Here is a 22,490-nt window from a genome sequence, read left to right as displayed (position 1 = left end):
CGCCGAACTGGTGCGCTCCGTGCGGCGGGGCGCCCGTCTCGCACCCGTGTCGCGCAAGTTGCGGCAAGGTGGGATCAGGCCCAGGCCAGGGCAGTGCCGATAATGACAAGGGTGATGCCCAGCCCCTCGCGGTAGGAAAAGGACTCGCCGAATAGAAAGAAAGAGGCGATGGCGATCAGCACAACCTCGGCCCCCAGAATGCCGGTATAGATGATGCCCAGCCGTTCGTCGCGCAGCGCGGCGAGTTCCAGCGTGGCGGCGGCCAGCAAAGTGGCGACGATCAGCAGCCCCAACCCGAGGCCGGGAAGTTTCCACCAGAACTTCATCGAGATCATGGCCACGGAGTAGAGACCCGCCGATCCAAGCGCGATGATGGGGATCATGGACATGGGACCTCCGCCGCTGGTTTCCGTTGGGTCAACCTTAGCAGGTGCGGGTCAGCGGGGCTGTGAAGTGGCTCACATTGCGGGGAGGCCCCTCCCAGACTTGTCGACGGGCGGCAGGATCAGTTCAGGCCGAGCATGTCCTTGGCCTTGGCAAGCGTATCGACCGAGGCCTGGTGATCCCCGGCGTCGTGCAGTTGCTGGCCTTCGTCGCGCAGAGCCTCGACCTGCGCGACCTGCTCGTCGCTGAGCTCGGTGCCTGCCGCCAGCGCCGCGTTGATGGCGGCGATGTCAGTGGGGCATTGAGATGCGAAAGCGGGCACGGCGAACAGCCAGAGTGCGGATGCGATCGTCAGATGTTTCATCGGTATATCCTCCCATGGTGAGGGACGGAGGTTATCACGAAACGCTCTCCGGCTCAGCGGACCTTGGTCGGGTGGAATCGCGCCCCGGCGGCAAGCGCGGGTGTGGCGGTTGGTTGGCAGAGATGAGGGCTGCGACCGGCCCGAGGGGGTGAGACCCGTCTAGGAAACGGTCCGGTGGACCGTTTCAAGGCCGAACGGGCGGAGCCGCGGGGCGCAAACGCGCCGCCCGTTTTGCAGGAGGCAAACCTTCGGTTTGACGGGTACGGGTCATATCGGAGGCATGCTTTCAGCATGACGCGGACCCGGGTGGCCCGGCAGTTGGCCTTTCGTGAGGCATTCCTCACATTTACAACAGTTACTTCTGAGTTTCGGCTGAGAATTTCAAATGCGGCCACATCCCATAGGTCCAAGCAATAAACGTAGCCGACATGAAAACTAAATAAATCAAAGACCAGAATGCTCCACTAGTCTGTGCAGCCTCAAAGAAATCTCCACTAACTCCAACGTCTCGGTACCAAAGTCTTGAAGTAGAAATTATGGTTGAAAACACGAAATATACAGCCATCAAGACCAAGAAACTTGAATTCGCAACTTTGACCACCGAAGGCGTTAGTTCGTTGGCCTCTTTTAGATCTTTCAGGTAGTGTTCCCAACCAGCTACGTTTTTAAATTGATTTTCAATTCGCAATTCGATGAAACGGCCCGCTCTGGCAATCCCATTCACTTCGATGACGAACAAAAACGACATAGCCACAACAACCAAAGGGACAATGTATAAGAATGTCCCCTCCATGACCCCGGCTATTTTCAATCCAGACACGCTCGGGATTCCTAATGCAGCCCCAGCAACAATAAAGAAACGTCTCTGTTGTCGGTCCAAAATTTCTCTACGAAGAGATCGGTATTGCTCTTCAAATACAACAACTTCGTGGTCACGTGTTTCAGTCAACTTAAAGTGTCGATCGTAATCAGTCATTTGAAACGCCTAAAATGATTGCGTTTCAATAGCTTCGCATAGTCCGCACCTTCACTCAAGCGCGCACTTCTGAGTACTGCGTTAGACTGTTTCGCCGTGTGGGTACGCGGCTGGCTGCGCCAACCGCGTGCCCACCGGCACTCAAGCTGGATCAGGAATCCATCTTCAACGCCGAAATAAACGCCTCCTGCGGGATATCCACCTTGCCGAACTGGCGCATCTTCTTCTTGCCGGCCTTTTGCTTTTCCAGCAGTTTCCGCTTCCGCGTGGCGTCGCCGCCGTAGCATTTCGCGGTCACGTCCTTGCGCAGGGCGCTCAGGGTCTCGCGTGCGATGACCTTGCCGCCGATGGCCGCCTGGATCGGGATCTTGAACATGTGGCGCGGGATCAGCTCTTTCAGCTTTTCGCACATGGCGCGGCCGCGGGTCTCGGCGCGGTCGCGGTGGACCATGACCGACAGCGCGTCCACCGGCTCGTCATTCACGAGGATCGACATCTTGACCAGGTTGTCCTGCCGGTAGCCAGTCATCTGGTAGTCGAAGCTGGCATAGCCCTTGGTCACCGATTTCAGGCGGTCGTAGAAGTCGAAGACGACCTCGTTCAGCGGCAGGTCATAGACGACCATGGCGCGCTGCCCCGCATAGGTCAGGTCCATCTGGATACCGCGGCGGTCTTGGCAGAGTTTCAGCACGTCGCCCAGGTATTCGTCCGGCACAAGGATGGTGGCCTTGATGCGCGGTTCCTCGAGGTGGTCGACCTTGGACATGTCGGGCATGTCGGCGGGGTTGTGCAGCTCGATCATCTCGCCGTCTTTCATGTAGACGTGATAGATCACCGACGGCGCGGTGGTGATGAGCTCGATATCGTATTCGCGTTCGATGCGGTCGCGGATGACCTCGAGGTGCAGCAGGCCGAGGAAGCCGCAGCGGAAGCCAAAGCCCAGCGCGGCCGAGGTTTCCATCTCGAAAGAGAAGCTGGCGTCGTTCAGGGCCAGTTTCTCGATCGCGTCGCGCAGGTCTTCGAATTCGGCGCTGTCCACGGGGAACAGGCCGCAGAACACCACCGGCTGCGCGGGTTTGAAGCCCGGCAGCGGGGTTTCGGCACCGTTGCGGTCATTGGTGATGGTGTCGCCGACACGGGTGTCGCGCACCTGCTTGATCGAGGCGGTGAGAAAGCCGATCTCACCCGGGCCCAAGCTGTCGACCATCTGCATCTCGGGGCGGAAGACGCCGACGCGGTCGACATGGTGCAGGGTGCCGTTCGACATGAACTTGACCCGCATCCCTTTTTTCAGAACGCCGTCCATGATGCGGACCAGGACGATCACGCCGAGGTAGGAGTCGTACCAGCTGTCGACCAGCATCGCCTTGAGCGGCGCGTCGCGCTCGCCCTTGGGCGCGGGCAGCTTGTGCACGATCGCCTCGAGCGTTTCGTGGATGCCCTGCCCCGTCTTGGCGCTGACCTGAATGGCGTCGGTGGCGTCGATTCCGATCACGTCCTCGATCTGGTCGGCGACGCGGTCGCAGTCGGAGGCCGGCAGGTCGATCTTGTTGAGCACCGGCACGATCTCGTGATCCGCGTCGATGGCCTGATAGACATTGGCCAGCGTCTGCGCCTCGACCCCTTGCGTCGAGTCGACCACCAGCAAAGAGCCTTCGACCGCGCGCATCGAGCGGCTGACCTCGTAGGCGAAGTCCACGTGGCCGGGGGTGTCGATCAGGTTCAGCACATACTTTTCGCCATTGTCGGCGGTATAGTCGATGCGGACCGTGTTGGCCTTGATGGTGATGCCGCGTTCGCGCTCGATATCCATGCTGTCGAGCAGCTGTTCCTTCATGTCACGATCCTGCACCGTTCCGGTCTCTTGGATGAGCCGGTCGGCAAGGGTGGATTTGCCATGGTCGATATGCGCGACGATGGAGAAATTGCGGATATGAGCGAGGTCTGTCATGAAGGGGGATATGTCCGCAGATTGTCACCTCGTCAAGCAGGGAAGCGCAGGGTAGAAGGGGTCAGGAGCGACTTTGGCAACCGGCGTTTACCCGTTGTTGGGACTGACAGGCGAAGCTGCGGCACCGGGCGAGGCGTGAAGGCAGGACATGGCGGACTATTCGATCTACGTTTTGGGCGAGTCGCAGATGACCATCTCGGGCGGCGAACAGTTGGACGGCGTCACCCAGGGGGACGGCTCGCACCTGGTGGGACAGACGATCACCTTCAACACGGTCAACCCGACCGAAATATTCATCACCGATGCCGGCGCCGACACCGATTTTCGCGACAATGATTCCGATCAGGTGCTGAACGGAGACCAGACCATTGACGGAACGCTGTTCACAAGCGGCACGCAGGTCGAGGCCGAATACGGCATCACCCTGACCGACGGCACCAATACCTGGCAGGCGGTGGCGTTCAACGTGAACAACTCCTCGCCCAGCTATGCCACCGTCGAGGGGCTCGCCTTCATCGGCGGGCCCGGAAGCTTTCCGCCCGCAGGCGTCCCGCTGACGGTGATCAGCGCCCAGGAAGGACCCAATTTCGACTCCAGCGCCTATGTCACCCCGATCTGCTATGCGCCCGGCACCCTGATCGAGACCGAGCGCGGCCAGATCGCGGTCGAGAATCTTGCCGTGGGCGACCGGGTTTGGACGCTGGATCACGGGTTTCAGCCGGTGCAGTGGGTCGGTCGGCAGAGCGTGATCGCCGCCGGACGGTTCCGCATGGTAACGATACCAGCGGGAACCTTGGACAATACGGCTCCGCTGTGCGTGTCGCAGCAGCACCGGCTTTTGGTTGCGCATCCGTCGGTTGAGTTAATGTTCGGGATGGATCAGGTTTTCGTGCCGGCCATCAGCCTTGTCGACGCGGGCGCTGCTGCGCTGTCGCCGGCCCTCACGGTGACGTATCACCATTTCATGCTGGACCGGCACGCCATCGTACGCGCCAACGGCGCCCTTTCCGAAAGCCTGCTGGTATCGGCGGCGCAGTCGGGCACGCCGGACGCGCTGTTCTTCCCCGACCTCGATGCGGCTACGCCGATGGCAATTGCCCGGCCTGCTCTGACCCGTCGTGAAGGCGCGACGCTGATGCACGAGATGATGCGTGTTGATCGGGATCGAGGTTTGATTCATACTGCGCGCAGCTGAGAGAGGCGCCAGACCTCTCCGGGCAGGCAAAGCGAGGCATGAGCATGAAACACTTCCTATTGATTGCGGTTTGCGCATCGACGCTGACGGCAGTGGCGCCGGCCATGTCGGACGCGGCGCAGATCAAACGGGCCTGTCTGGCGTCGGACCGCACCGCCGCGACACGGCAACGGTGCAACTGCATCCAGAGCGTCGCCGACCAGGTGCTGACCCGCAGCGACCAAAAAACCATCGCCAAATGGTTTACCGACCCGAACCAGGCGCAGGCAATCAAAATGTCGAAAAGCGCCCGCGACGATGCTTTGTGGGAACGGTATCAGGCCTTTGGGCAGGTCGCTCAGGCCAGTTGCAGCTAGGAGGGCAACGGGCCAGTGCTTGACCTGACCTGTGCCGAACCGCAGGAATGGCGCAGCGAAAGGTGTGTTGCATGGGAATGAAGGGGCTGACCCTGCGTGGGCTGGAAGTATTTGCGGCCCTTGCGCGGACCGGTTCGGTGGCGCAGGCCGCCGAGATCACGGGGCTCAGCCAGCCGTCGGTCAGCCAGCAGTTGCGCAATCTGGAAAAGGCGTTAGGCACCGATCTGGTCGATCACGGCCGCCGCCCCATGCGCCTGACACCCGCCGGGCGCAGCTTTCTGGCCCGGGCCGAGGCGGTTCTGGCCGAGCTGCAGATGGCCCAAAGCGAGCTTTCGGTCATGGACCTGGGCCATTTGACAACCCTGTCGATCGGGCTGATCGACGATTTCGACAATGACCTGACCCCTCGCCTGGCCACGCTTCTGGCCGAGCGTCTGACCCGGTCGCGATTCAAGCTGATCACCCTGTCGAGCCTGGATCTGTTCCGCGCGCTCGAAGACCAGAGCCTGCACATGGCCGTATCGGCCCACAGCGGCGAGGTTCTGGAGGACGTGGTCGAATATCCGCTGGTGCAGGACCCGTTCATTCTTGTGGCGCCCAACGGCAGCGCTTTGGACGAGGAAGCGCTGCGGTCCCTGCCGTTTCTGCGCTATGCGCGCGAACAGCTGATCAGCCGCCAGATCGAAAGCCATCTGGCCCGCGCGCAGCTTGAGTTCGAGGACCGGTTCGAGATCGGCTCGCACCTGGCGCTGATGGCGATGGTCGCGCGGGGGCTGGGTTGGGCGATCACCACACCGCTGGGCTACATGCGGGCCGCCCGGTTCCATGACGGGCTCGAGGTGCACCCCGCCCCGTTCGGCGCGGCGTCGCGCAGGATTTCCCTGTTCACCCGATCGGACTGGTCCGATCAGGTCCCGCGCGAGGTGGCCGGCATGACCCGCCACCTGATGCAGAGCCAGATGATCGACCCTTGCCTGACCCGCCTGCCCTGGCTGTCCGGGCAGTTCAGGGTGATCGGCGGTTAGGCATCCAGATACGCGATCAGCCCGTCGATGGCGGTTTCGATCAGATCCAGCGCGCCATCGAAGTCGCGCGAATAATACGGATCGGGCACATGATCGGCGCCGGTCTGGGCCGCGAAATCGGTCAACAGGCGCACCGGGGTTGCGTTGCCCGCCGGGCGAAGCGCTTCGATCTTGGCGATGTTGCCGTCATCCATCCCGACGATCAGGTCGAACCGGTCGAAATCGGCGGCGAGGAACTGGCGCGCGCGCAGGTCACTCAGGTCCAGCCCACGGGCACGGGCTGCGCGCTGCATCGGGCCATAGGGCGGCTCGCCTACATGCCAGTCCGAGGTGCCGGCGCTGTCGGCGGCGTGGTGGTGCGCGCGGGCGCGGAAAACGCCCTCAGCGGCGGGCGAGCGGCAGATATTGCCGAGACAGACAAACAGGATACGCTGTGACATGACATGGGTTTAGCGCGCGGAGGGTGGATGGAAAAGATCGTGATTTTGACCGGGGCCGGAATTTCGGCCGAAAGCGGGCTGGGCACCTTTCGCGATGAAGGCGGGCTGTGGGCGCGACACCGGATCGAGGACGTGGCCACCCCCGAGGGCTTTGCCCGCGACCCCGCGCTGGTTCACGCCTTCTACAACAAGCGCCGGGTGCAGGCGGCGCAGGCGCAACCGAACGCGGCCCACCGGGCCCTGGCCTGGCTGCAGCGCGACTGGCCCGGCGAGGTGGTGATCGTGACGCAGAACGTGGATGGCCTGCACGAAGCCGGGGGCGCGTCGGGCGTGATCCACATGCACGGCACGTTGGCGGGCGCGCTCTGCGCGGCCTGTGGCCACCGCTGGCCCGCCCCGGCCAAAATGGCTGTGGATGAACCCTGCCCCGTCTGCACCGCTCCGACCGCGCGGCCCGATATCGTCTGGTTCGGCGAGATGCCGTATTTCATGGATCAGATCTATGGCCACCTGGCGCAGGCCGATATCTTTGCGGCCATCGGCACCTCGGGACAGGTCTACCCGGCCGCGGCCTTCGTGCACGAGGCCATCGCCGCCGGTGCGCGAACGGTCGAGCTGAACCTGGAGCCCTCGGCCGGCGCCTCCAGTTTCGACCAAACCCTGTTCGGACCGGCAACGCGGGTGGTGCCGCACTGGGTCGATCGCCTGCTGGGTCAGAGGTGACTTGAGGCCGTCCCGCGGGCTATGCTGAACCAAACCAGACAGGGAGTTTGCAATGACCGAACCGGATAGGCCGCAGGGCGAGATCCTGGATGACGGCGCGCTGGATGGGCGTGCGGCGCTTGGGGAAACCCTGGCCGAGCTTTGGTGGACCTTCCTCTTGCGCGGGTTGCTGGCAGGGGCGGTGGGCATCGCCGCGCTGTTCTGGCCCACCGGCAGCATCGCGCTGCTGCTGCGGCTGGTGGGTGTTCTGCTGATCCTCGATGGCGGGCTGACGCTGCTGGGCTTTGGCCGGCGCGGGCTGATCGGCGGCGCGGGTATCGGCGCGGTGCTGATTGGGCTGGTCCTGCTGATCTGGCCCGAGGGCACCGCAAAGCTGGCATTCTTCCTGCTGGGGGCCTGGGCGCTGATCATCGGCATCGGGTCGCTGATGTCGCTGGGTCAGATGCACCCGCTGGATCCCGAGCGAGCCACGGTGCGCAACTCGGGCCTTGTGGCGCTGGTGATCGGGCTGGTGCTGATCTTCTGGCCCGGCAGCGGGCTGGTGGCGCTGGGATGGGCCATCGCCTTTTCCGCGCTGGCTTTCGCTGCGGTCATGCTGTTCATGGCGGCCCGGTTCAAGCGCGCGGGCGATCGGGTGACCATCCGCACCGTCAACAGATAGGGCCGACGCAAACAGGCCGGGCATTGCCCGGCCTGACGCATGGATGACGGCCGCAGCGCGGCCAGAAGACAGGCGTGCCGTCAGTTCGAATGCTTCATGTGACCGTCCTGGCGCTCGAGATCGACTGGGATCTCGACCTGCACCTCGCCGGCCTGCTCGAACACCAGCGTGACCGGAATTTTCGCACCCTGCTCGAACGGCTTTTTGATCCCCATGAACATCACGTGGTCGCCGCCACGTTGCAGCATGTGGGCTTCGCCGGCCGGGATGGCAAAGCCTTCCTCGACCTGCATCATCTTGGCGACGCCGTTCTCGTCGATCTTGTGCGTGTGCAGCTCGACCCGCGCGGCGACGTCCGACTGGGCCGAAACCAACCGGTCATCGGTGTCGCCGGTGTTCTTGATCATCATGAATGCCGCACCGGCCTTGGCGTTCATGCCCGAGGATCGGGCATAAGCATCCTCGACCGAGATGATGCTGTCGGCAAAAGCGGCGGTGGACAAGACGGTAGCAGCCAAAGTGGCCAGAAAAGTGGATTGGAAGCGCATTTGGACCTCTCCTTGAAACGTGTCTGAATGTTTTGGAAACGATCTCAGACGCGGATCGGAGGCCCCCTGGCCGATTGACCGTGGACCAGCGCGACCACCAAATCAGAGGTTCCGCGCAGCGGGCCGGGCTGGACCCGATCCGGTGCAAGAGGATGCGGTAGCTGGTCGGCAAACACCGCCCCCAGAAGACTGAGAGCATAGTCCGGGCAATAATGCGGCGCCTTGGTCGGCTGGCCGTTTTCGTCCATGTAGACCACGACCGGCCCCGTGCCGGTACACAGCACCATCTGCCCCACGGCCCTGTCCATGCCGCGCGAGGCGGCAACGCTCTGTGCTGTCAGCGCAAGAAGCAGCGACAGGGCAATCGGCAGGATCGTACGCAGGGTCCGGGTCATCTCGCCCGAGGTATAGGCGCGATCGAGGAAATCCGACAAGGGGATTGACCCGCCTGAGACAGTTTGGCGCTGCAAAAAAACGGGGCGGCCAAAAAATGGGCTGCCCCGTGTCCAGTTGTCAGGGAGGTCAGAAAAAATCGCGGTCGTCGCGCTGGGTCGTCAGGCCTGTGTGCAGGCGGTTCACCCGCCGTTGCATCCGGGTGCAAATGGATACCGACTCGACCAGAATTGTCGAAAGGACTGAAAGAAATTTGGAGGTTTTCGCAGACATCTCATCGCTCCGCCGCTGCAATACGTACATGCTTAAGAAGATTCTCGCGCATTGTATGTGAACAATTTCACCGTTTGACGCGAAATTGTTTGGCGTCAAGGATGCGCGCCCGCGAAGGCCCAAACCCGTACAAAGATGTCTGCGCAACGAAGAGCCCCCGCGCCAACAGGCACGGGGGCTAAAAACAAGACCTGTGGGGAAATCAGGCCTAGGCTTGTGCCTTGGCGATTTCCTTCTTCACTTTCAGTGCGTTCGGGGACAGATCCTCATCCTTGGCCTTGGCCAGGAAGGCGTCCAGACCACCGCGGTGGTCGACCGAGCGCAGGGCAGCCGCCGAGATGCGCAGCTTGACGCCGCGACCCAGCGTTTCAGACTGCAGGGTCACGTCGTTCAGGTTGGGCAGAAAGCGACGCTTGGTTTTGTTGTTGGCGTGGCTGACATTGTTGCCAGTCATCGGGCCTTTTCCGGTCAGTTCGCAACGGCGCGACATGGTTTCATCCTTTGTTTCTGGTGGGCCGGGCTGCTGCACGCGGCCAAATCACAAGGGGCGCAACCCGAAGTCGCGCCCGAAAACTGGTTGGATGCGTTTAGTGGGAATCGCTTCAAGGGTCAAGACGGGTAGCGCGAAATCTTTGCTCCCCCTCCCGATCATGTCCCCGCACCCCAGTTTTCGGCCAGCAACGGTTTTGCGTTGCGCAGGTGCCGCGCGATTAATCGGGCCTGCTGGCGCCCGCGTGGAATGGTGCGGGCCGGGTTCGACACGTGAACCCCGCCTGCCAATTGCGGAAAGATGGCGAGGATCTCTTCTCGCGCTTTCGCGCCCAGCGACCGCAGCGCCTCGGGGCCGGTGAACAGGCTTTCGGTTGGAGCGCCCTCGGCAAACACGATTCGGTGCTGGTCGAACAGCAGGTGGAAATACTCCACCCCCGGAATGGCGTCATCGACGAAGATGCCCGGCAGCGCCGTCAGCCTGATGGCGGGGATCAACACCTGATCCTGCCCGAACATGCGCCGCGCGATGGGGGACTGGACCAGCATCCGGTGCTGCCGAGACACCAGCAGATCGCGCGCAGGCAGCCCGGCTCCAAGCGCACCGGCAAGGATCCGCACCGGGGCCAGCTTGGGGTTTGCCCGGATCTCGGTCGCGCTGAACGCGCGACATCCGATCCAGCGGATCGGCTGGTCGCCGCCCGAATCGGTCCGGACCAGCTGCCCAAGGCGCAGGTTCTGGATGGGCACCGGACCATGCGGTGTCAGGATGCGCGCGCCACGGGTGAAGCAGGGGACGCCGGATCCTTTTTCGAACTGCGAATAGGTGATCGTCTGGCCGGATGGCAGGGCGAAGGATCCGCTGGTCAGAGAATAGCTGGTGCCATCGACGACAGTGAACGTGCCAAAGCTGCTGTCGGTGACGACCGTCCCGGCCGGCAAGTTGAGCGTATCGCTACCCGACCCGCCCTGGATGTCGCCGGACACCGAGGTTGCCTGCAGCGTCAACGTGTCATTGCCACTGCCGAGGCGGATGTTGCCGATGGTCGAGCCTTGCACCGTCACGGTGTCGTCGTCGGCACCGGCGGTCAGGCGACCGCCAATGGCGCTGTTGATGATCGTCAGCGTGTCGATCCCGGCATTGCCGCGCACCGAACCGGAAATCGTACTGTTGGAAACGGTCACGACATCATTGCCGCCACGCGCGCGAATGCCGTCGATCGGGCTGCCTTGCGGAGAGCCGTTCAGCGTACCGCTGTCATTGCTGACATCGATATTGTCGTTGCCATTCGTCCCGTTGATATTGGGCATGGTCGGCCCGTCCCGTCGCGTTTGCCCGTCCTGCGTGCAAGATATGGCGCCCTGTCAAATGCAGCCGGCCGGCCTCGGTTTTCGCGTTCAGGCTACATGACAACACGCTGCTGCACAAAGCTTTCGTTGCCGCGCCCAAAGGGCGCCTAGATCTGCGCAAGCGCCTGCAACATCCGTTCAGCCGCGGCCGAGGGGCTGAGCCGCCCTGCCCCGACCTCGGCGCCCAGCCGATCCATCTCGGACCGGGCCCGCGGGGTCTCCAGCTTGGCGAGCAGGGCGTGACGCACCTCTTGGTCGAACCAATAGCGGGCCTGTTCGGCGCGGTTGGCATCCCAATGCCCGTTCTGTTTGCGCCAGTCGGCCAGGGCCTGCATCTCGGCCCAGGCCTGGTCCAGGCCGCGCTCCTCGACCGCCGAGACTGTCATCGCCTTGGGAAATCCCTCGGGGTCCTGCGGGCGTTTACGCAGCAGGCGCAGCGCCCCGGCATAATCGGCGCAGGTGCGGGTAGCGGTGGCTTTCAGGTCGCCGTCGGCCTTGTTCACAAGGATCATGTCGGCCATCTCCATGATGCCCCGCTTGACGCCCTGCAATTCGTCCCCGCCGGCCGGGGCCAACAACAGAAGGAACAGGTCAGACATTTCCGACACCACGGTCTCCGACTGGCCCACGCCCACCGTTTCGATCAGCACCACGTCGAACCCGGCCGCCTCGCACAGGGCGATGGCCTCGCGCGTGCGGCGGGCGACGCCGCCCAGATGGCTCTGGCTGGGTGAGGGGCGGATGAAGGCGTTCGGCTCGCGGCTGAGGCGTTCCATCCGGGTCTTGTCGCCTAGGATCGAGCCGCCGGACCGGGCCGAGCTGGGATCGACCGCCAGAACCGCCACCCGCAGTCCCTGCCCGATCAGCATCATGCCGAAACTCTCGATGAAGGTGGATTTGCCTACCCCCGGCGTTCCCGACAGGCCGATGCGCAGCGCCTGCCGCCCGGCGCCCGACAGAGCGTCGAGCAGCTGCGCCGTTTGGGCGCGGTGATCGGCGCGGGTGCTTTCGACAAGGGTGATCGCGCGGGCCAGCGCCCGGCGGTCGCCTTTGAGGATCCTGTCGGCAAGCTCGGCTGTGGTCATGGGCGGGGTCCTTCGTCGAAATCTGCCCTAGATGACGGGGATGGGCCGAGTTTGTCCAGTACCGCCGCGCGCGGGATTTGACGCAGGCGTTCTGGACCTTGGACGGGGCTTTGGCGATAAGGCGGCATGACCCGTCTACCGATCGACGATGCCCTGCCCGACCTGATCGCCGCGCTGCGCGCGCGCGGCCGCGCAGTGCTGCAGGCTCCGCCCGGGGCCGGCAAGACCACGCGCGTGCCGCTGGCGATGCGCGACGCCGGCCTGTGCGACGGGCGGATCGTGATGCTGGAACCGCGGCGGCTGGCCGCCCGCGCCGCCGCCGAACGCATGGCCGAGACACTGGGCGAACGCGCGGGCCAGACCGTCGGCTATCGCGTGCGGGGCGAGGCGAAAGTGTCGAAAGCCACCCGGATCGAGGTGGTGACCGAAGGCATCCTGACCCGGATGCTGCAATCCGAACCCGACCTGCCCGGTGTGGGCGCGGTGATCTTCGACGAATTCCACGAACGCTCTTTGAACGCCGATCTGGGGCTGGCCCTGTGTCTCGAGGTCGCCGGTGCGCTGCGCGACGACCTGATCCTGCTGGCGATGTCGGCCACTCTGGATGCCGATCCGGTGGCGCGGTTGATGGACGCGCCGCTGGTGACATCCGAAGGGCGCAGTTTTCCGGTTCAGACCCGCTGGCTGGACCGCCCGCTGGGCCCGCAGGCGCGGCGGCTGGACGCGTTGGTCGACCTGGTGGTTCAGGCCGAGCGCGAGACCCGCGCCACCGGCGGCGGCATTCTGGTGTTCCTGCCCGGCGAGGGCGAGATCCGCCGGGCCGAGGCCGCGCTGGCCGGCCGGCTGCCCGGCGATTGCGCGATCCGGCCGCTGTTCGGCGCCCTGCCCTTTGCCGCCCAGCGCGCCGCCCTTGCGCCGGCCGAGGCCGGGCGCAAGGTGGTGTTGGCCACCTCGATCGCCGAGACCTCGCTGACCATTCCGGACATCCGGGTGGTAGTGGACATGGGACAGGCCCGCCGCGCGCGGTTCGATCCGGGCTCGGGCATGTCGCGGCTGGTGACCGAGCGCGTCACCCGCGCCGAGGCGACCCAACGCGCGGGCCGCGCGGGCCGCGTGGCCGAAGGGCTGTGCTTTCGCCTGTGGTCCAAGGGTGAGGAAGGCGCCCTGCCCGCCTTTCCACCCGCCGAGATCGAGGCCGCCGACCTGACCGGACTTGCGCTGGAACTGGCCCTGTGGGGGGCCGAGCCGCAGGATCTGGCCTTTCTGACACCACCGCCCGAGGGGGCGCTGGCCGAGGCGCGCGCGCTGCTGCGGATGCTGGGCGCGTTGGACGGCAAGGGCCGTATCACCGAACATGGCCGCGCACTGGCTGGCCTGCCCCTGCATCCGCGGTTGGGACACATGCTGGTAACGGCCGGCGCGCAGGCCGCCCCGCTGGCTGCCCTGATGGCCGAGCGCGACCCGCTGAAGGGCGCTCCAGTGGACCTGTCGCTGCGGCTCGAGGCGCTGCGCGATCCGCGCGCCTACCAGCGCAACCGGGTCTGGCCCGCCAGTCCCGGCGTTCTGGACCGGATCCGGTCCGAGGCGAAGCGGCTGCACGGCCAGATCAAGACTGAAGGCGACCCGCTGGGCCCGGCGGCGATGGCCGCGCTGGCCTATCCCGACCGGGTCGGGCAGAGGCGCAAGGGCGACGCGCCGCGCTATGTGCTGTCGGGCGGCAAGGGCGTGGTGATGGACCCCGGCGACCCGATGGCCGCAGCGCCGTACCTTGTGGCGATCGACACTGACGGCAACCCGCGCGAGGCCCGGCTGCGCATGGCCGCGCAGATCACCGAAGCCGAGATCCGCGCGTTGTTCGCCGACCAGATCGAATGGGTCGAGACCTGCGCTTGGTCGAAACGGGACCGCCGGGTGGTGGCCCGGCGGCAGGAACGGTTCGGTGCGCTGGTGCTCGATGACCGCATCTGGAAGGACGTGTCCGACGAGTCCGTGGCCCGCGCGATGCTAGACGGCGTGCGCGATCTGGGCCTGAGGCTGGAGGGCAAGGCTGCGCGACTGGCCGCGCGGGTCGAGCTGGTGCGGGCGGCAGGCGTCGACCTGCCCGATTTCTCGGAAAGCGGGCTGATGACAACGCTCGAGGACTGGCTGCTGCCGATGCTGACCGGCGTGCGCAGCGCCGAGGATTGGAAACGGTTCGACCTGCTGCCCGCCCTTCAGGCGCGGCTGAGTTGGGACCAGATGCAGGAACTGGACCGCCGCGCGCCCCCGGCCTTTGTCACGCCACTGGGGCGCAAGGTCCCGATCGACTATGGCAAAGCGGTGCCCGAGATCGCGGTCCGCCTGCAGGAGATGTTCGGGGTTACCCAGCACCCGATGGTGGGGGGCGAGCCGCTGAAGGTCACCCTTCTGTCCCCCGCGCAACGCCCGATCCAGATCACCCGCGACCTGCCGGGGTTCTGGGCCGGGTCCTATGCAGATGTACGCAAGGACATGCGCGCGCAATACCCCAAGCACCCCTGGCCCGAGGACCCGACCCAGGCCGACCCGACCCTGCGGGCCAAACGCAGGGGTGCTTGAATACCGCCTGTCAGGTTGATATCTCTCGCCGTCCTGAAGGCAGAACAACAAAAAACGGCAGGCACCCGCAATGACATGGCTGCAAAAATTCTGGGAGGGGGTCCTGAAACCCCTGTTTCAGCGTCCGCGCCTCGTGCAGTTCGCGGCGCTTTGTACCCGTGGCGATGACCGCGATACGCAGGTGCTGATGGTCACCAGTCGCGACACCGGGCGGTGGATCATCCCCAAGGGCTGGCCGATTGACGGGCTGAACGGGGCCGAGGCCGCAGCGCAGGAGGCCTGGGAAGAGGCCGGCGTGCGCAACGCCGAGGTCGATCCGGAGCCGGTCGGCAGCTATTGCTACGGCAAGGTCCGCAAAAGCGGCGCGATCGATCCGGTTTGCACCACGGTCTATCGGCTGCGGGTCACCGATCTGGCCGATGAATTTCCCGAAATGCACGAACGCACCCGCGAATGGGTCTCGCCGCAAGAGGCGTCCGAACGCGTCCACGAACCGGAGCTGAAAAAGCTGCTGTTGCGGATCTAACCAACGGCAGAGCGCAGCCCGGCACGAATCTGGTCGGGGGTCAGCGGACCCGTATCGCCCTGCGTGATCAGCTCTGCCACCCGGTCGCAGATCGGGGTCGGCGTGCCGGTTTCGCGGCCCAAGCGGATGATCTCGCCCTGCAGGCTGTCGATTTCGGTCGGGCGACCGGCATCCAGATCATAGGCCATCGAGGTGCGCGCGGCGGGGTCGATCGTCAGCATCCGCGCCGCGATGCGCGAAAACAGCGGCGTGGGCAGGCGCAGGATATGCGGCGTCATCGAGGCCGGCAGCGGCGTGGTAGAGGCCACGGGGCGCCCGGAGGCGGCCAGAACCGCCAGCGCCTCGGCCATCTGGTCAGCCATCAAGCGGCGCCAGTCGCGGTTCAACAGCTGCTCGCGCAGGGTCAGACCCGACAGCGCGTTCAGCGCATTGTTGAGGTTGATGACCAGCTTGCCCCATTGCACCGCCTCGATCCCGTCGGTTTCGGTGACGGGCAGATCGGGCGTGGACAGGCGGCGGGCCAGCGCGCCGGGACCGGACTCGATCACGATGTCGCCGGATGTCGCGCGATGCCAGGTGGCCGGACCGGCAGGCACCACGTTGAACGGCACCATCCCGGCGCGCACGTCCCGTCCGGGCAGCGCGGTGCGCAGGGTGCGGGCGTTTTCCATCCCGTTCTGCCACGAAATGACCGGGGCCGCGGCCGGGGTGTACGCGGCGATTAGGCCGGCCATTTCGACGGTGGCGCCGGTTTTCACTGTGACCAGAACCAGATCGGCGTCGGACAGACAGGCAGGGTCTTCAGAAAGGGTCAGACGGTCGGCAGGGATCGTTTTGCGCAGGCCCGAATAGTCGGTCGCGGTCAGCCCGTTCTGCCGGATCGAGTCCAGCACCCGCGCCCGGCCCAGCAGCGTGACGCGGTGGCCGGCATCGGCCAACAGCCCCCCGCAATAGCATCCGATGCTGCCCGCGCCCGCGATCACCAGTCTCATGCCGTCCCCTTCCCGTTTGCCGCTAAGGATCGCCGGGATCCCTCGGGCAGGCAAGCCGGGCGGGCGCTGACGTGACGTTCAGCGCGCGCGCCGGGGCTTGGTGCGTTCCAGTTCCGGGGTAATCGGAATGAACTCGTCCTCGTCCCCCGGCGGCAGGTGGAAGGCGCCGTTTGCCCAATCGGCGGATTTCCATTCGCGGATCGCCGTTTCGATCTTGTCCTTCGAGGAAGAAACGAAGTTCCACCAGATATACCGATCCTCATTCATCGTGGCTCCGCCCAGCACCATCAGCCGCGCCCCCGCCGGCCCGGCAGTCACCGACAGGCGGTCACCCGGGCGGAAGACCATCATGCGGCCTTCCTCGAACCGGTCACCCGCGATCTCGACCGAGCCTTGGGTGACGTAGACGCCCCGATCCTCGTGATCGTCGGGCAACGGGAAGGCAGCGCCGGGGTCCAGTTGCACGTCCAGATAGAAGGTTTCCGACAGCATCGTGACCGGGCTGGTTTCCCCATAGGCCGAGCCGAGGATCAGCCGGGCGCTGACACCGGCATCCTGGATATGTGGCAACGCGGCCTGCTTGTGATGTTCGAAATCGGGGGCCATGTCTTCGTGCGCTTCGGGCAGCGCGATCCAGGTCTGGATGCCGAACAGGCTGTGCCGCTTGGCGCGGGTTTCGGCGCTGGTGCGTTCGGAATGGGTGACGCCGCGGCCCGCGACCATCCAGTTGACCTCGCCGGGATAGATCATCTGATGGGTTCCTAGGCTGTCGCGATGTTCAAATTCGCCCTGGTACAGATAAGTAACGGTGCCCAGCCCGATATGCGGATGCGGGCGTACGTCGATGCCGCCATCGGTGATGAACTCGGCCGGTCCCATCTGGTCGAAAAAGATGAAGGGCCCCACCAACTGGCGCTTGACCGAGGGCAGCGCGCGGCGCACTTCGAACCCGCCCAGATCGCGGGCGCGCGGGATGATCAGGGTTTCCAGCGCCGAACCTTCGCTGACGCATTCGGGGCTGTGGGTGGGGTTCCAGCTCATGTCGGCCTCCAATCCAGTGCGGCGGGATGTTCACTCTTGCCAATCTAGCGCAAAATACCGGCGGACAAAGTGCATCTGCGCACAGATAGGCTGCAGCCCGGATCAGCCCTGTGCGCGGGGCCAGAGCTGCGGGAAGAACGGGCCGGCGATCCGGTCGCCCTCGGCATAGCCGGCGGCCTCAAACTGCGCCCGCTCCTCCTTGGCCCAATCGCCGCGATACCGGATCACCCCGTCCGGCCCGGTCATGCGCAGGGTGAAGCGGCGCACGGTTTCCGTGGGCGTGACCGAGGACAGCCCCCCGTGCAGCGTGCGCATGTCGAAATAGATGCAGTCGCCCAGATCCATATCCCATTGCAGCAGGTCATAAGCGCCGGGATCGGCATTCACGTCCGGTGGCGGGTGATAGGTGCGGCCTGCAACCTGCGTGGGTTCGTAACTGGGGTGCCCGTCGGCAAAGCGTACGCGCATGAACAGCTTGTCCCACAGGTGCGAGCCGCGCACGAAAGCGATCCCGTTGTTCTTGCTGACCGGTTCAAGCGGCAGCCACAGCACGCACATCGAGCCTTCAAAATCGAAATAGGACAGGTCCTGATGGAATGGCGGGCGCGAGGTCGATCCGGCCTCGCGCAGGAACCAGTTGTCCATCACCAGATTGATCGGCGCGGCGCCCAGCAATTCGGAAGCTATCGGCGCGCAGGGCGAGTTGCGGACGAATTCCTCGAACTGGGGGATCTTGCACCAGGCCCAGTAATCCTCAAGATAGGCAGGCGCGTCCGGGTCCTTGGTGTGGCGGGTGAAGTTCTCGGTCGGGGTCTCCAGATCAGCGTCAATGCCCGCGCGCAGCAACTCAAGCCAGTCTGCGCTGAATTTCTGGCGCAGCACCACCGCACCATCGCGGTGGAAGGCGGCGATTTCATCCTTTGTCAGCAGGTTGGCATCTGTCATCGGCTTCCCCCCTTGGTGGCGCAAAGAAAAGGATCGCACCCGAATGGCGCAGGCGTCAAAGATTATTGCCGCCTTGGTCCATTCCATGCGCTTTCGTCCGCCGGTTGGCCGGTTTTTGCCCGGAACGCTCGGAATGAGCCGCGATCGTGCTATTCTTCCACTGTGGCGGTTGGAACAGCTGCCGGGTCAGCACAGGAGAGGTTTAGATGCCCGGAGATTCACTGAACCGAAGAACCATGTTGGTGGCCGGTACCGCACTGGTCGCCACGGCCGGCAGCGGCCTGATCCTGCCCGCGCGGGCTGAGGGCCTGGCCCCCACTCCGTCGATGCGGGGCGGATCGAACAACTATCGCCCGGGCGCGCCGATCGTCGACCGGATCGGCGGCGGCGGCTTCTGGATGACCGGCACAGTAAGGCGGGCCGGCGACGGCGCGCCCCTGCCAGGTCAGCGCATCCAGATCTGGGCGCATACCACCGAAGGCCACGAGCGCGATCCTCAGAGCCACGGCGCCACCCTGACCGATGCGAACGGAGAATTCCGGCTAGAGATGCCGCAGATCGTGCCCGCCTTTGGTCAGCCGCACGGACATCTGGCCTATGACAGCGGCGAATTTGAGACCGTGTTCCTGCGCCCGATCATGTCCAGTGCGCGCGACAAGACCCTCGCCGCGCATTTCGTTCTGCAACCGGTCTGAACCCGGTGCCGCGCCCGGGCGTCCTCGCGGTCTGGCTGGCGCTGATCGCCGCCGTTGCGGTGCCTGTGGTGGTGGCGGGGTTCAGCCCGTATCTGGCATGGCGCAGCCCGATCTACATCGCAGCAGGCTTTGCCGGGATCATCGGGTTGGGATTGCTTCTGGTACAGCCGCTGCTGGCCGCGCGCGTGTTGCCGGGGCTGACGGCGATGAGCGGCCGAATGGTGCACCGCTGGGTCGGGATCACCCTGATCGCCATGATTGTCCTGCACGTCGGCGGGCTGTGGGTCACCAGCCCCCCGGATTTGGTGGATGCCCTGCTTTTCCGGTCGCCTACCCCTTTCTCGGCCTGGGGCGTGGTGGCCATGTTGGCAGCGTTCGCCGCCGTGGCGCTGGCCGCGCTGCGCAGCCGGCTGGGATGGCGGTTCCGCCTTTGGCGGTTGGCCCATGCCAGTCTTGCGCTGGTGACAATTATAGGCACCGTCGTACATGCCCTGCTGATCGAGGGCGCAATGGAAACCGTCACCAAAGCCGCATTGTGTGGGCTTGTATCGTTCGCATGCGTCGGGGCCTTGATCAGATTGCAGGTCTGGGACGTGAAACCGCGAGTTTAGACGGCAGGCGCAGCTCAGGTCGCCAGGCGCTTTGCATAGGTGGCGCGGTTCATCTCTACATCCCGCACCGTGATGCTGCCGACCGCCGGTGCACCGGCGGCCAGAACATCCAGAATGATTGTGTTCAGTTCGGTTCGCGTCGGCTCGTCCCGGCCCTGCATCAGGAATAGAGTGGCATGAATGAACGTCTGCGGCTCGGTCCCGATGTGGGAATACGGGATCGGCATCGCGCGAATTTTGAGCGTTGGTGCGTCAAATTCCTCATGCGTGGCGAGGACCTTATAGAGATCTTCGCATATGGCTTGAAAATCATGCGATTGCTCAAGCCCGGCTGAAAATTCCAGGACGACGTGCGGCATGGGAGCCTCCAGAATTGAAAGAGAACCAGCGGCTCCCATAGAATTTCTAAGGGGCTTCAGACCCCCAAACACCAGCGCATCACCGCCTTCTGCGCGTGCAGGCGGTTTTCGGCCTCGTCAAAGATCACCGAGTTCGGCCCGTCCATCACCTCGGAGGTCGCTTCCTCCTCGCGGTGGGCGGGCAGGCAGTGCATGAACAGCGCATCGGGTTTGGCGTGGGACATGAGTTCCGCGTTGACCTGATAGGGCCGCAGCAGGTTGTGGCGGCGCTCCTTGGCCGACTGCGAGTCGTGCATCGAAACCCAGGTGTCGGCCACGACAAGATCGGCGCCTTCGACGGCCTTGTATGGGTCGCGCTCGATCACGATTTTCGAGCCCTTCTGGCGGGCGAAGCCCATGAACTCTTCTTCGGGGTCGAACTGGGCCGGGCCGGTAAAGGTCAGGTCAAAACCGAACTGGCCCGCCGCGTGCAGGAACGAGGCACAGACATTGTTGCCGTCACCCGTCCAGACCACCTTTTTCCCGGCGATGGGGCCGCGGTGTTCCTCGTAGGTCAGCACGTCGGCCATGATCTGGCAAGGATGGGTGCGGTCGGTCAGGCCATTGATCACCGGCACGTCCGAGTATTCGGCCATCTCGGTCAGGATGGTTTCGTCGAAGGTGCGGATCATGATCATGTCGACATAGCGCGACAGCACGCGGGCGGTGTCGGCGATAGTCTCGCCATGGCCCAGCTGCATGTCCTTGCCCGACAGCACCATGGTTTGCCCGCCCATCTGGCGCACGCCCACATCGAACGAAACGCGGGTCCGGGTCGAGGGTTTTTCGAAAATCAGCGCCACCATGCGGCCGGCCAGCGGCTGTTCGTCGTCGGGTGCGGCCTTGGGACGGCCCAACCGGGCCTGCTTCATCGCGCCGGCCTGATCGATCATCGACCGCAGTGCGGCGGCGTCGGTTTTGTGGATATCAAGAAAATGGTTCATGTCGGTTCGCTTTTTCACTGTCGGTTGCCGGAAGCGTCTTCCCCGGCGAATTCGGGAATAGGGGGCGTCAGGCCGAAGCGAGCTGGTCTTGGACCTGCCTGGCGGCTTTCTCGAGGCGGATCTGGGCCTGGGCGATGTCATCCTCGGTCAGGGTCAGCGGCGGCAGCAGGCGGATCACGTTGTCGGCCGCGGGCACTGTGATGACTTCGTTGTCATAGCCGGCCGTGACCACGTCGGCGTTGGGCGCCTTGCATTTCAAACCCAGCATCAGGCCGGATCCGCGGACCTCTTCGAACACGTCGGGGTGATCGGCGACAAGGCCCTCGAGCTTTTGGCGCAACAGCCCCGCCTTGCGGTTGACGCCGTCCAGGAAGGCCGGGGTCGCCACATGGTCCAGAACCGCACAGCCCACCGCGCAGCCCAGCGGGTTGCCGCCATAGGTCGACCCATGGGTGCCCGCGGTCATGCCGCTGGCGGCCGCTTCGGTGGCCAGCACCGCACCCAGTGGAAAGCCCCCGCCGATGCCCTTGGCCACCATCATGATGTCGGGCGTAATGCCCGCCCATTCATGGGCAAAGAGTTTCCCGGTGCGGCCGACGCCGCACTGCACCTCGTCAAGGATCAGCAGCAGCCCGTTGTCGTCGCAGATCTGGCGCAGGGCCTTGAGCTCGACATCGGGGACGGGGCGGATACCGCCCTCGCCCTGGATCGGCTCGATCATGATCGCGGCGGTTTTGTCGTTGATCGCGTTGGTCACGCCCTCCAGATCGCCGAAGGCGACATGCACGAACCCGGGCAGCAGCGGGCCGAACCCCTTGGTCATCTTCTCGGACCCGGCCGCGGCGATGCCCGCCGAGGACCGGCCGTGGAAAGACCCCTCGAACGTGATGATCTCGACCTTTTCCGGCTGACACTTGTCGTGGAAATGCTTGCGGGCCATCTTGACCGCCAGTTCGCAGGACTCGGCGCCCGAATTGGTGAAGAACACCGTGTCGGCGAAGGTCAGATCCACCAGCTTGTCGGCCAGCGCCTGCTGTTGCGGAATCTGGTACAGGTTCGACACGTGCCACAGCGCATGCGCCTGCTCGGTCAAGGCATTGACCAGGGCCGGGTGGGCATGGCCCAGCGCGTTCACAGCGATCCCCGCGCCCAGGTCAAGGAAACGTCGGCCGTCCGCCTCGGTCAGCCAAGCGCCTTCGCCCTTAACGAAGGTCAGCGGAGCACGATTGTAGGTCGGCAGAACGGACGGGATCATCGGATCATCCTTTTTGGAAAACTTGAACCCAGTGACTGAAACACTGAGACCGGGTTCGTCAACAGATTTGGTGAGAGATGCGCGGATTTGGGTCGCGCGCGCAGGATCAAACGGGCCGGTTACGCGGTGATGCGTCGGCGTCGGAGCGGGAGGATATGCACGGTTTTGATCATGGGTGCTCGTATAGCGGGACCGTCACGATGTGAAAAGCCGAAATCGCGATGACAGTTGAATTTGTTGGAACCGTGGGCGTTTGGGGCTTGTCATTCGGGCCGCGCTGCCGCACCGCTGGG

The 22,490-nt window shown here is 64.5% G+C and carries 25 protein-coding genes; 9 read left to right on the top strand and 16 right to left on the bottom strand.

What is annotated here, in order from left to right:
- Nucleotides 1–74: 74 nt before the first annotated feature.
- The 4 genes from AC2FME_RS04540 to lepA all read right to left on the bottom strand — a co-directional run bounded on the left by AC2FME_RS04540 (nt 75) and on the right by lepA (nt 3,675).
- Nucleotides 75–389, bottom strand: coding sequence for a hypothetical protein (locus AC2FME_RS04540; protein ID WP_490360453.1), 315 nt, complete (start codon nt 387–389; stop codon nt 75–77).
- Nucleotides 390–505: 116 nt separating this feature from the next.
- Entirely contained in the window at nt 506–748 is a 243-nt protein-coding gene (locus AC2FME_RS04535) for a PA2433 domain-containing protein (RefSeq protein WP_496681689.1), read from the bottom strand.
- A gap of 355 nt (nt 749–1,103) precedes the next feature.
- Nucleotides 1,104–1,724 (bottom strand): hypothetical protein, encoded by a 621-nt coding sequence (locus tag AC2FME_RS04530; RefSeq protein ID WP_496799761.1) that lies wholly within the window; start codon nt 1,722–1,724, stop codon nt 1,104–1,106.
- Nucleotides 1,725–1,875: 151 nt separating this feature from the next.
- Nucleotides 1,876–3,675, bottom strand: coding sequence for a translation elongation factor 4 (gene lepA / locus AC2FME_RS04525; RefSeq protein WP_496799760.1), 1,800 nt, complete (start codon nt 3,673–3,675; stop codon nt 1,876–1,878).
- A 148-nt stretch (nt 3,676–3,823) separates the two neighbouring features.
- Between lepA and AC2FME_RS04520 the strand changes: the two genes are divergently transcribed.
- The 3 genes from AC2FME_RS04520 to AC2FME_RS04510 all read left to right on the top strand — a co-directional run bounded on the left by AC2FME_RS04520 (nt 3,824) and on the right by AC2FME_RS04510 (nt 6,251).
- Entirely contained in the window at nt 3,824–4,870 is a 1,047-nt protein-coding gene (locus AC2FME_RS04520; RefSeq protein WP_496799759.1) for a Hint domain-containing protein, read from the top strand.
- 44 nt (nt 4,871–4,914) lie between these two features.
- The gene (locus AC2FME_RS04515; RefSeq protein WP_496688495.1) at nt 4,915–5,226 is read left to right on the top strand and encodes a hypothetical protein; all 312 of its coding nucleotides are present in this window, start codon (nt 4,915–4,917) and stop codon (nt 5,224–5,226) included.
- A gap of 71 nt (nt 5,227–5,297) precedes the next feature.
- Nucleotides 5,298–6,251 (top strand): LysR family transcriptional regulator, encoded by a 954-nt coding sequence (locus AC2FME_RS04510; protein WP_496799758.1) that lies wholly within the window; start codon nt 5,298–5,300, stop codon nt 6,249–6,251.
- Here AC2FME_RS04510 and AC2FME_RS04505 read toward each other — a convergent pair.
- Entirely contained in the window at nt 6,248–6,691 is a 444-nt protein-coding gene (locus tag AC2FME_RS04505; protein WP_496799757.1) for a low molecular weight protein-tyrosine-phosphatase, read from the bottom strand. The two genes, AC2FME_RS04510 and AC2FME_RS04505, sit on opposite strands and share 4 nt — an antisense overlap.
- A 27-nt stretch (nt 6,692–6,718) precedes the next feature.
- Here AC2FME_RS04505 and AC2FME_RS04500 point away from each other — a divergent pair, with 27 nt between their 5' ends.
- Complete coding sequence (locus tag AC2FME_RS04500; protein WP_496799756.1) at nt 6,719–7,414, top strand: NAD-dependent deacylase; 696 nt, start codon at nt 6,719–6,721, stop codon at nt 7,412–7,414.
- Nucleotides 7,415–7,466: 52 nt separating this feature from the next.
- Nucleotides 7,467–8,075, top strand: coding sequence for an HdeD family acid-resistance protein (locus AC2FME_RS04495; RefSeq protein WP_496799755.1), 609 nt, complete (start codon nt 7,467–7,469; stop codon nt 8,073–8,075).
- A gap of 80 nt (nt 8,076–8,155) precedes the next feature.
- On the opposite strand, the gene AC2FME_RS04490 is transcribed toward AC2FME_RS04495, so the two are convergent.
- The 5 genes from AC2FME_RS04490 to meaB form a co-directional block, all read right to left on the bottom strand.
- Nucleotides 8,156–8,623, bottom strand: coding sequence for a copper chaperone PCu(A)C (locus tag AC2FME_RS04490; protein WP_496688489.1), 468 nt, complete (start codon nt 8,621–8,623; stop codon nt 8,156–8,158).
- A 44-nt stretch (nt 8,624–8,667) separates the two neighbouring features.
- Entirely contained in the window at nt 8,668–9,057 is a 390-nt protein-coding gene (locus tag AC2FME_RS04485) for a hypothetical protein (protein ID WP_496688488.1), read from the bottom strand.
- A 440-nt stretch (nt 9,058–9,497) separates the two neighbouring features.
- On the bottom strand, nt 9,498–9,779 hold the full coding sequence (gene rpmB / locus AC2FME_RS04480; RefSeq protein ID WP_496799754.1) for a 50S ribosomal protein L28: 282 nt from the start codon (nt 9,777–9,779) through the stop codon (nt 9,498–9,500).
- Nucleotides 9,780–9,937: 158 nt separating this feature from the next.
- Nucleotides 9,938–11,089, bottom strand: a complete 1,152-nt coding sequence (locus tag AC2FME_RS04475) for a Hint domain-containing protein (RefSeq protein ID WP_496799753.1) — start codon at nt 11,087–11,089, stop codon at nt 9,938–9,940.
- Between the two features lie 146 nt (nt 11,090–11,235).
- Nucleotides 11,236–12,213, bottom strand: coding sequence for a methylmalonyl Co-A mutase-associated GTPase MeaB (gene meaB, locus AC2FME_RS04470; RefSeq protein ID WP_496799752.1), 978 nt, complete (start codon nt 12,211–12,213; stop codon nt 11,236–11,238).
- 126 nt (nt 12,214–12,339) lie between these two features.
- Here meaB and hrpB point away from each other — a divergent pair, with 126 nt between their 5' ends.
- Nucleotides 12,340–14,790: an ATP-dependent helicase HrpB gene (gene hrpB / locus AC2FME_RS04465; protein ID WP_496799751.1), complete on the top strand. Its 2,451-nt coding sequence runs from the start codon at nt 12,340–12,342 to the stop codon at nt 14,788–14,790.
- A gap of 70 nt (nt 14,791–14,860) precedes the next feature.
- A complete protein-coding gene (locus AC2FME_RS04460) occupies nt 14,861–15,316 on the top strand; it encodes an NUDIX hydrolase (protein ID WP_496799750.1) in 456 nt (151 codons plus the stop codon).
- Here the strand turns inward: AC2FME_RS04460 and AC2FME_RS04455 are convergent.
- The 3 genes from AC2FME_RS04455 to AC2FME_RS04445 form a co-directional block, all read right to left on the bottom strand.
- Nucleotides 15,313–16,308: a 2-dehydropantoate 2-reductase gene (locus AC2FME_RS04455; RefSeq protein WP_496799749.1), complete on the bottom strand. Its 996-nt coding sequence runs from the start codon at nt 16,306–16,308 to the stop codon at nt 15,313–15,315. The two genes, AC2FME_RS04460 and AC2FME_RS04455, sit on opposite strands and share 4 nt — an antisense overlap.
- A 78-nt stretch (nt 16,309–16,386) precedes the next feature.
- A complete protein-coding gene (locus AC2FME_RS04450) occupies nt 16,387–17,349 on the bottom strand; it encodes a pirin family protein (RefSeq protein ID WP_496684119.1) in 963 nt (320 codons plus the stop codon).
- Between the two features lie 102 nt (nt 17,350–17,451).
- Complete coding sequence (locus AC2FME_RS04445; RefSeq protein ID WP_496799748.1) at nt 17,452–18,294, bottom strand: phytanoyl-CoA dioxygenase family protein; 843 nt, start codon at nt 18,292–18,294, stop codon at nt 17,452–17,454.
- Between the two features lie 206 nt (nt 18,295–18,500).
- Between AC2FME_RS04445 and AC2FME_RS04440 the strand changes: the two genes are divergently transcribed.
- Both AC2FME_RS04440 and AC2FME_RS04435 read left to right on the top strand, forming a co-directional pair.
- A complete protein-coding gene (locus AC2FME_RS04440; protein ID WP_496743177.1) occupies nt 18,501–18,989 on the top strand; it encodes a twin-arginine translocation pathway signal in 489 nt (162 codons plus the stop codon).
- A gap of 5 nt (nt 18,990–18,994) precedes the next feature.
- Nucleotides 18,995–19,600 carry a ferric reductase-like transmembrane domain-containing protein gene (locus AC2FME_RS04435; RefSeq protein ID WP_496799747.1) on the top strand — a complete coding sequence of 202 codons (606 nt, stop codon included), beginning with the start codon at nt 18,995–18,997 and terminating at the stop codon, nt 19,598–19,600.
- A gap of 14 nt (nt 19,601–19,614) precedes the next feature.
- Here AC2FME_RS04435 and AC2FME_RS04430 read toward each other — a convergent pair whose 3' ends face one another.
- From AC2FME_RS04430 to AC2FME_RS04420, 3 genes are all read right to left on the bottom strand, one after another.
- Entirely contained in the window at nt 19,615–19,959 is a 345-nt protein-coding gene (locus tag AC2FME_RS04430; RefSeq protein WP_496684125.1) for a 5-carboxymethyl-2-hydroxymuconate Delta-isomerase, read from the bottom strand.
- 56 nt (nt 19,960–20,015) lie between these two features.
- Nucleotides 20,016–20,942, bottom strand: coding sequence for an ornithine carbamoyltransferase (gene argF, locus AC2FME_RS04425; protein WP_149775691.1), 927 nt, complete (start codon nt 20,940–20,942; stop codon nt 20,016–20,018).
- A 67-nt stretch (nt 20,943–21,009) separates the two neighbouring features.
- The gene (locus AC2FME_RS04420; protein WP_496799746.1) at nt 21,010–22,197 is read right to left on the bottom strand and encodes an aspartate aminotransferase family protein; all 1,188 of its coding nucleotides are present in this window, start codon (nt 22,195–22,197) and stop codon (nt 21,010–21,012) included.
- Nucleotides 22,198–22,490 lie beyond the last annotated feature (293 nt).

The sequence above is a fragment of the Ruegeria sp. BHSC026 genome, assembly GCF_059613065.1.
The sequence above is the reverse complement of the archived record's forward strand: the minus strand, read 5'-3'. Positions and strand labels throughout refer to the sequence as shown.

Coding starts and splice junctions, on each gene's coding strand:
- AC2FME_RS04520 (WP_496799759.1), top strand. CDS start 3,824: ATGGCGGACTATTCGATCTACGTTTTGGGCGAGTCGCAGATGACCATC.
- AC2FME_RS04505 (WP_496799757.1), bottom strand. CDS start 6,691: ATGTCACAGCGTATCCTGTTTGTCTGTCTCGGCAATATCTGCCGCTCG.
- AC2FME_RS04475 (WP_496799753.1), bottom strand. CDS start 11,089: ATGCCCAATATCAACGGGACGAATGGCAACGACAATATCGATGTCAGC.
- AC2FME_RS04535 (WP_496681689.1), bottom strand. CDS start 748: ATGAAACATCTGACGATCGCATCCGCACTCTGGCTGTTCGCCGTGCCC.
- AC2FME_RS04495 (WP_496799755.1), top strand. CDS start 7,467: ATGACCGAACCGGATAGGCCGCAGGGCGAGATCCTGGATGACGGCGCG.
- AC2FME_RS04490 (WP_496688489.1), bottom strand. CDS start 8,623: ATGCGCTTCCAATCCACTTTTCTGGCCACTTTGGCTGCTACCGTCTTG.
- hrpB (WP_496799751.1), top strand. CDS start 12,340: ATGACCCGTCTACCGATCGACGATGCCCTGCCCGACCTGATCGCCGCG.
- AC2FME_RS04430 (WP_496684125.1), bottom strand. CDS start 19,959: ATGCCGCACGTCGTCCTGGAATTTTCAGCCGGGCTTGAGCAATCGCAT.
- AC2FME_RS04420 (WP_496799746.1), bottom strand. CDS start 22,197: ATGATCCCGTCCGTTCTGCCGACCTACAATCGTGCTCCGCTGACCTTC.
- argF (WP_149775691.1), bottom strand. CDS start 20,942: ATGAACCATTTTCTTGATATCCACAAAACCGACGCCGCCGCACTGCGG.
- AC2FME_RS04460 (WP_496799750.1), top strand. CDS start 14,861: ATGACATGGCTGCAAAAATTCTGGGAGGGGGTCCTGAAACCCCTGTTT.
- AC2FME_RS04510 (WP_496799758.1), top strand. CDS start 5,298: ATGGGAATGAAGGGGCTGACCCTGCGTGGGCTGGAAGTATTTGCGGCC.
- AC2FME_RS04540 (WP_490360453.1), bottom strand. CDS start 389: ATGTCCATGATCCCCATCATCGCGCTTGGATCGGCGGGTCTCTACTCC.
- AC2FME_RS04500 (WP_496799756.1), top strand. CDS start 6,719: ATGGAAAAGATCGTGATTTTGACCGGGGCCGGAATTTCGGCCGAAAGC.
- AC2FME_RS04445 (WP_496799748.1), bottom strand. CDS start 18,294: ATGACAGATGCCAACCTGCTGACAAAGGATGAAATCGCCGCCTTCCAC.
- rpmB (WP_496799754.1), bottom strand. CDS start 9,779: ATGTCGCGCCGTTGCGAACTGACCGGAAAAGGCCCGATGACTGGCAAC.
- AC2FME_RS04515 (WP_496688495.1), top strand. CDS start 4,915: ATGAAACACTTCCTATTGATTGCGGTTTGCGCATCGACGCTGACGGCA.
- AC2FME_RS04530 (WP_496799761.1), bottom strand. CDS start 1,724: ATGACTGATTACGATCGACACTTTAAGTTGACTGAAACACGTGACCAC.
- AC2FME_RS04440 (WP_496743177.1), top strand. CDS start 18,501: ATGCCCGGAGATTCACTGAACCGAAGAACCATGTTGGTGGCCGGTACC.
- lepA (WP_496799760.1), bottom strand. CDS start 3,675: ATGACAGACCTCGCTCATATCCGCAATTTCTCCATCGTCGCGCATATC.
- meaB (WP_496799752.1), bottom strand. CDS start 12,213: ATGACCACAGCCGAGCTTGCCGACAGGATCCTCAAAGGCGACCGCCGG.
- AC2FME_RS04450 (WP_496684119.1), bottom strand. CDS start 17,349: ATGAGCTGGAACCCCACCCACAGCCCCGAATGCGTCAGCGAAGGTTCG.
- AC2FME_RS04455 (WP_496799749.1), bottom strand. CDS start 16,308: ATGAGACTGGTGATCGCGGGCGCGGGCAGCATCGGATGCTATTGCGGG.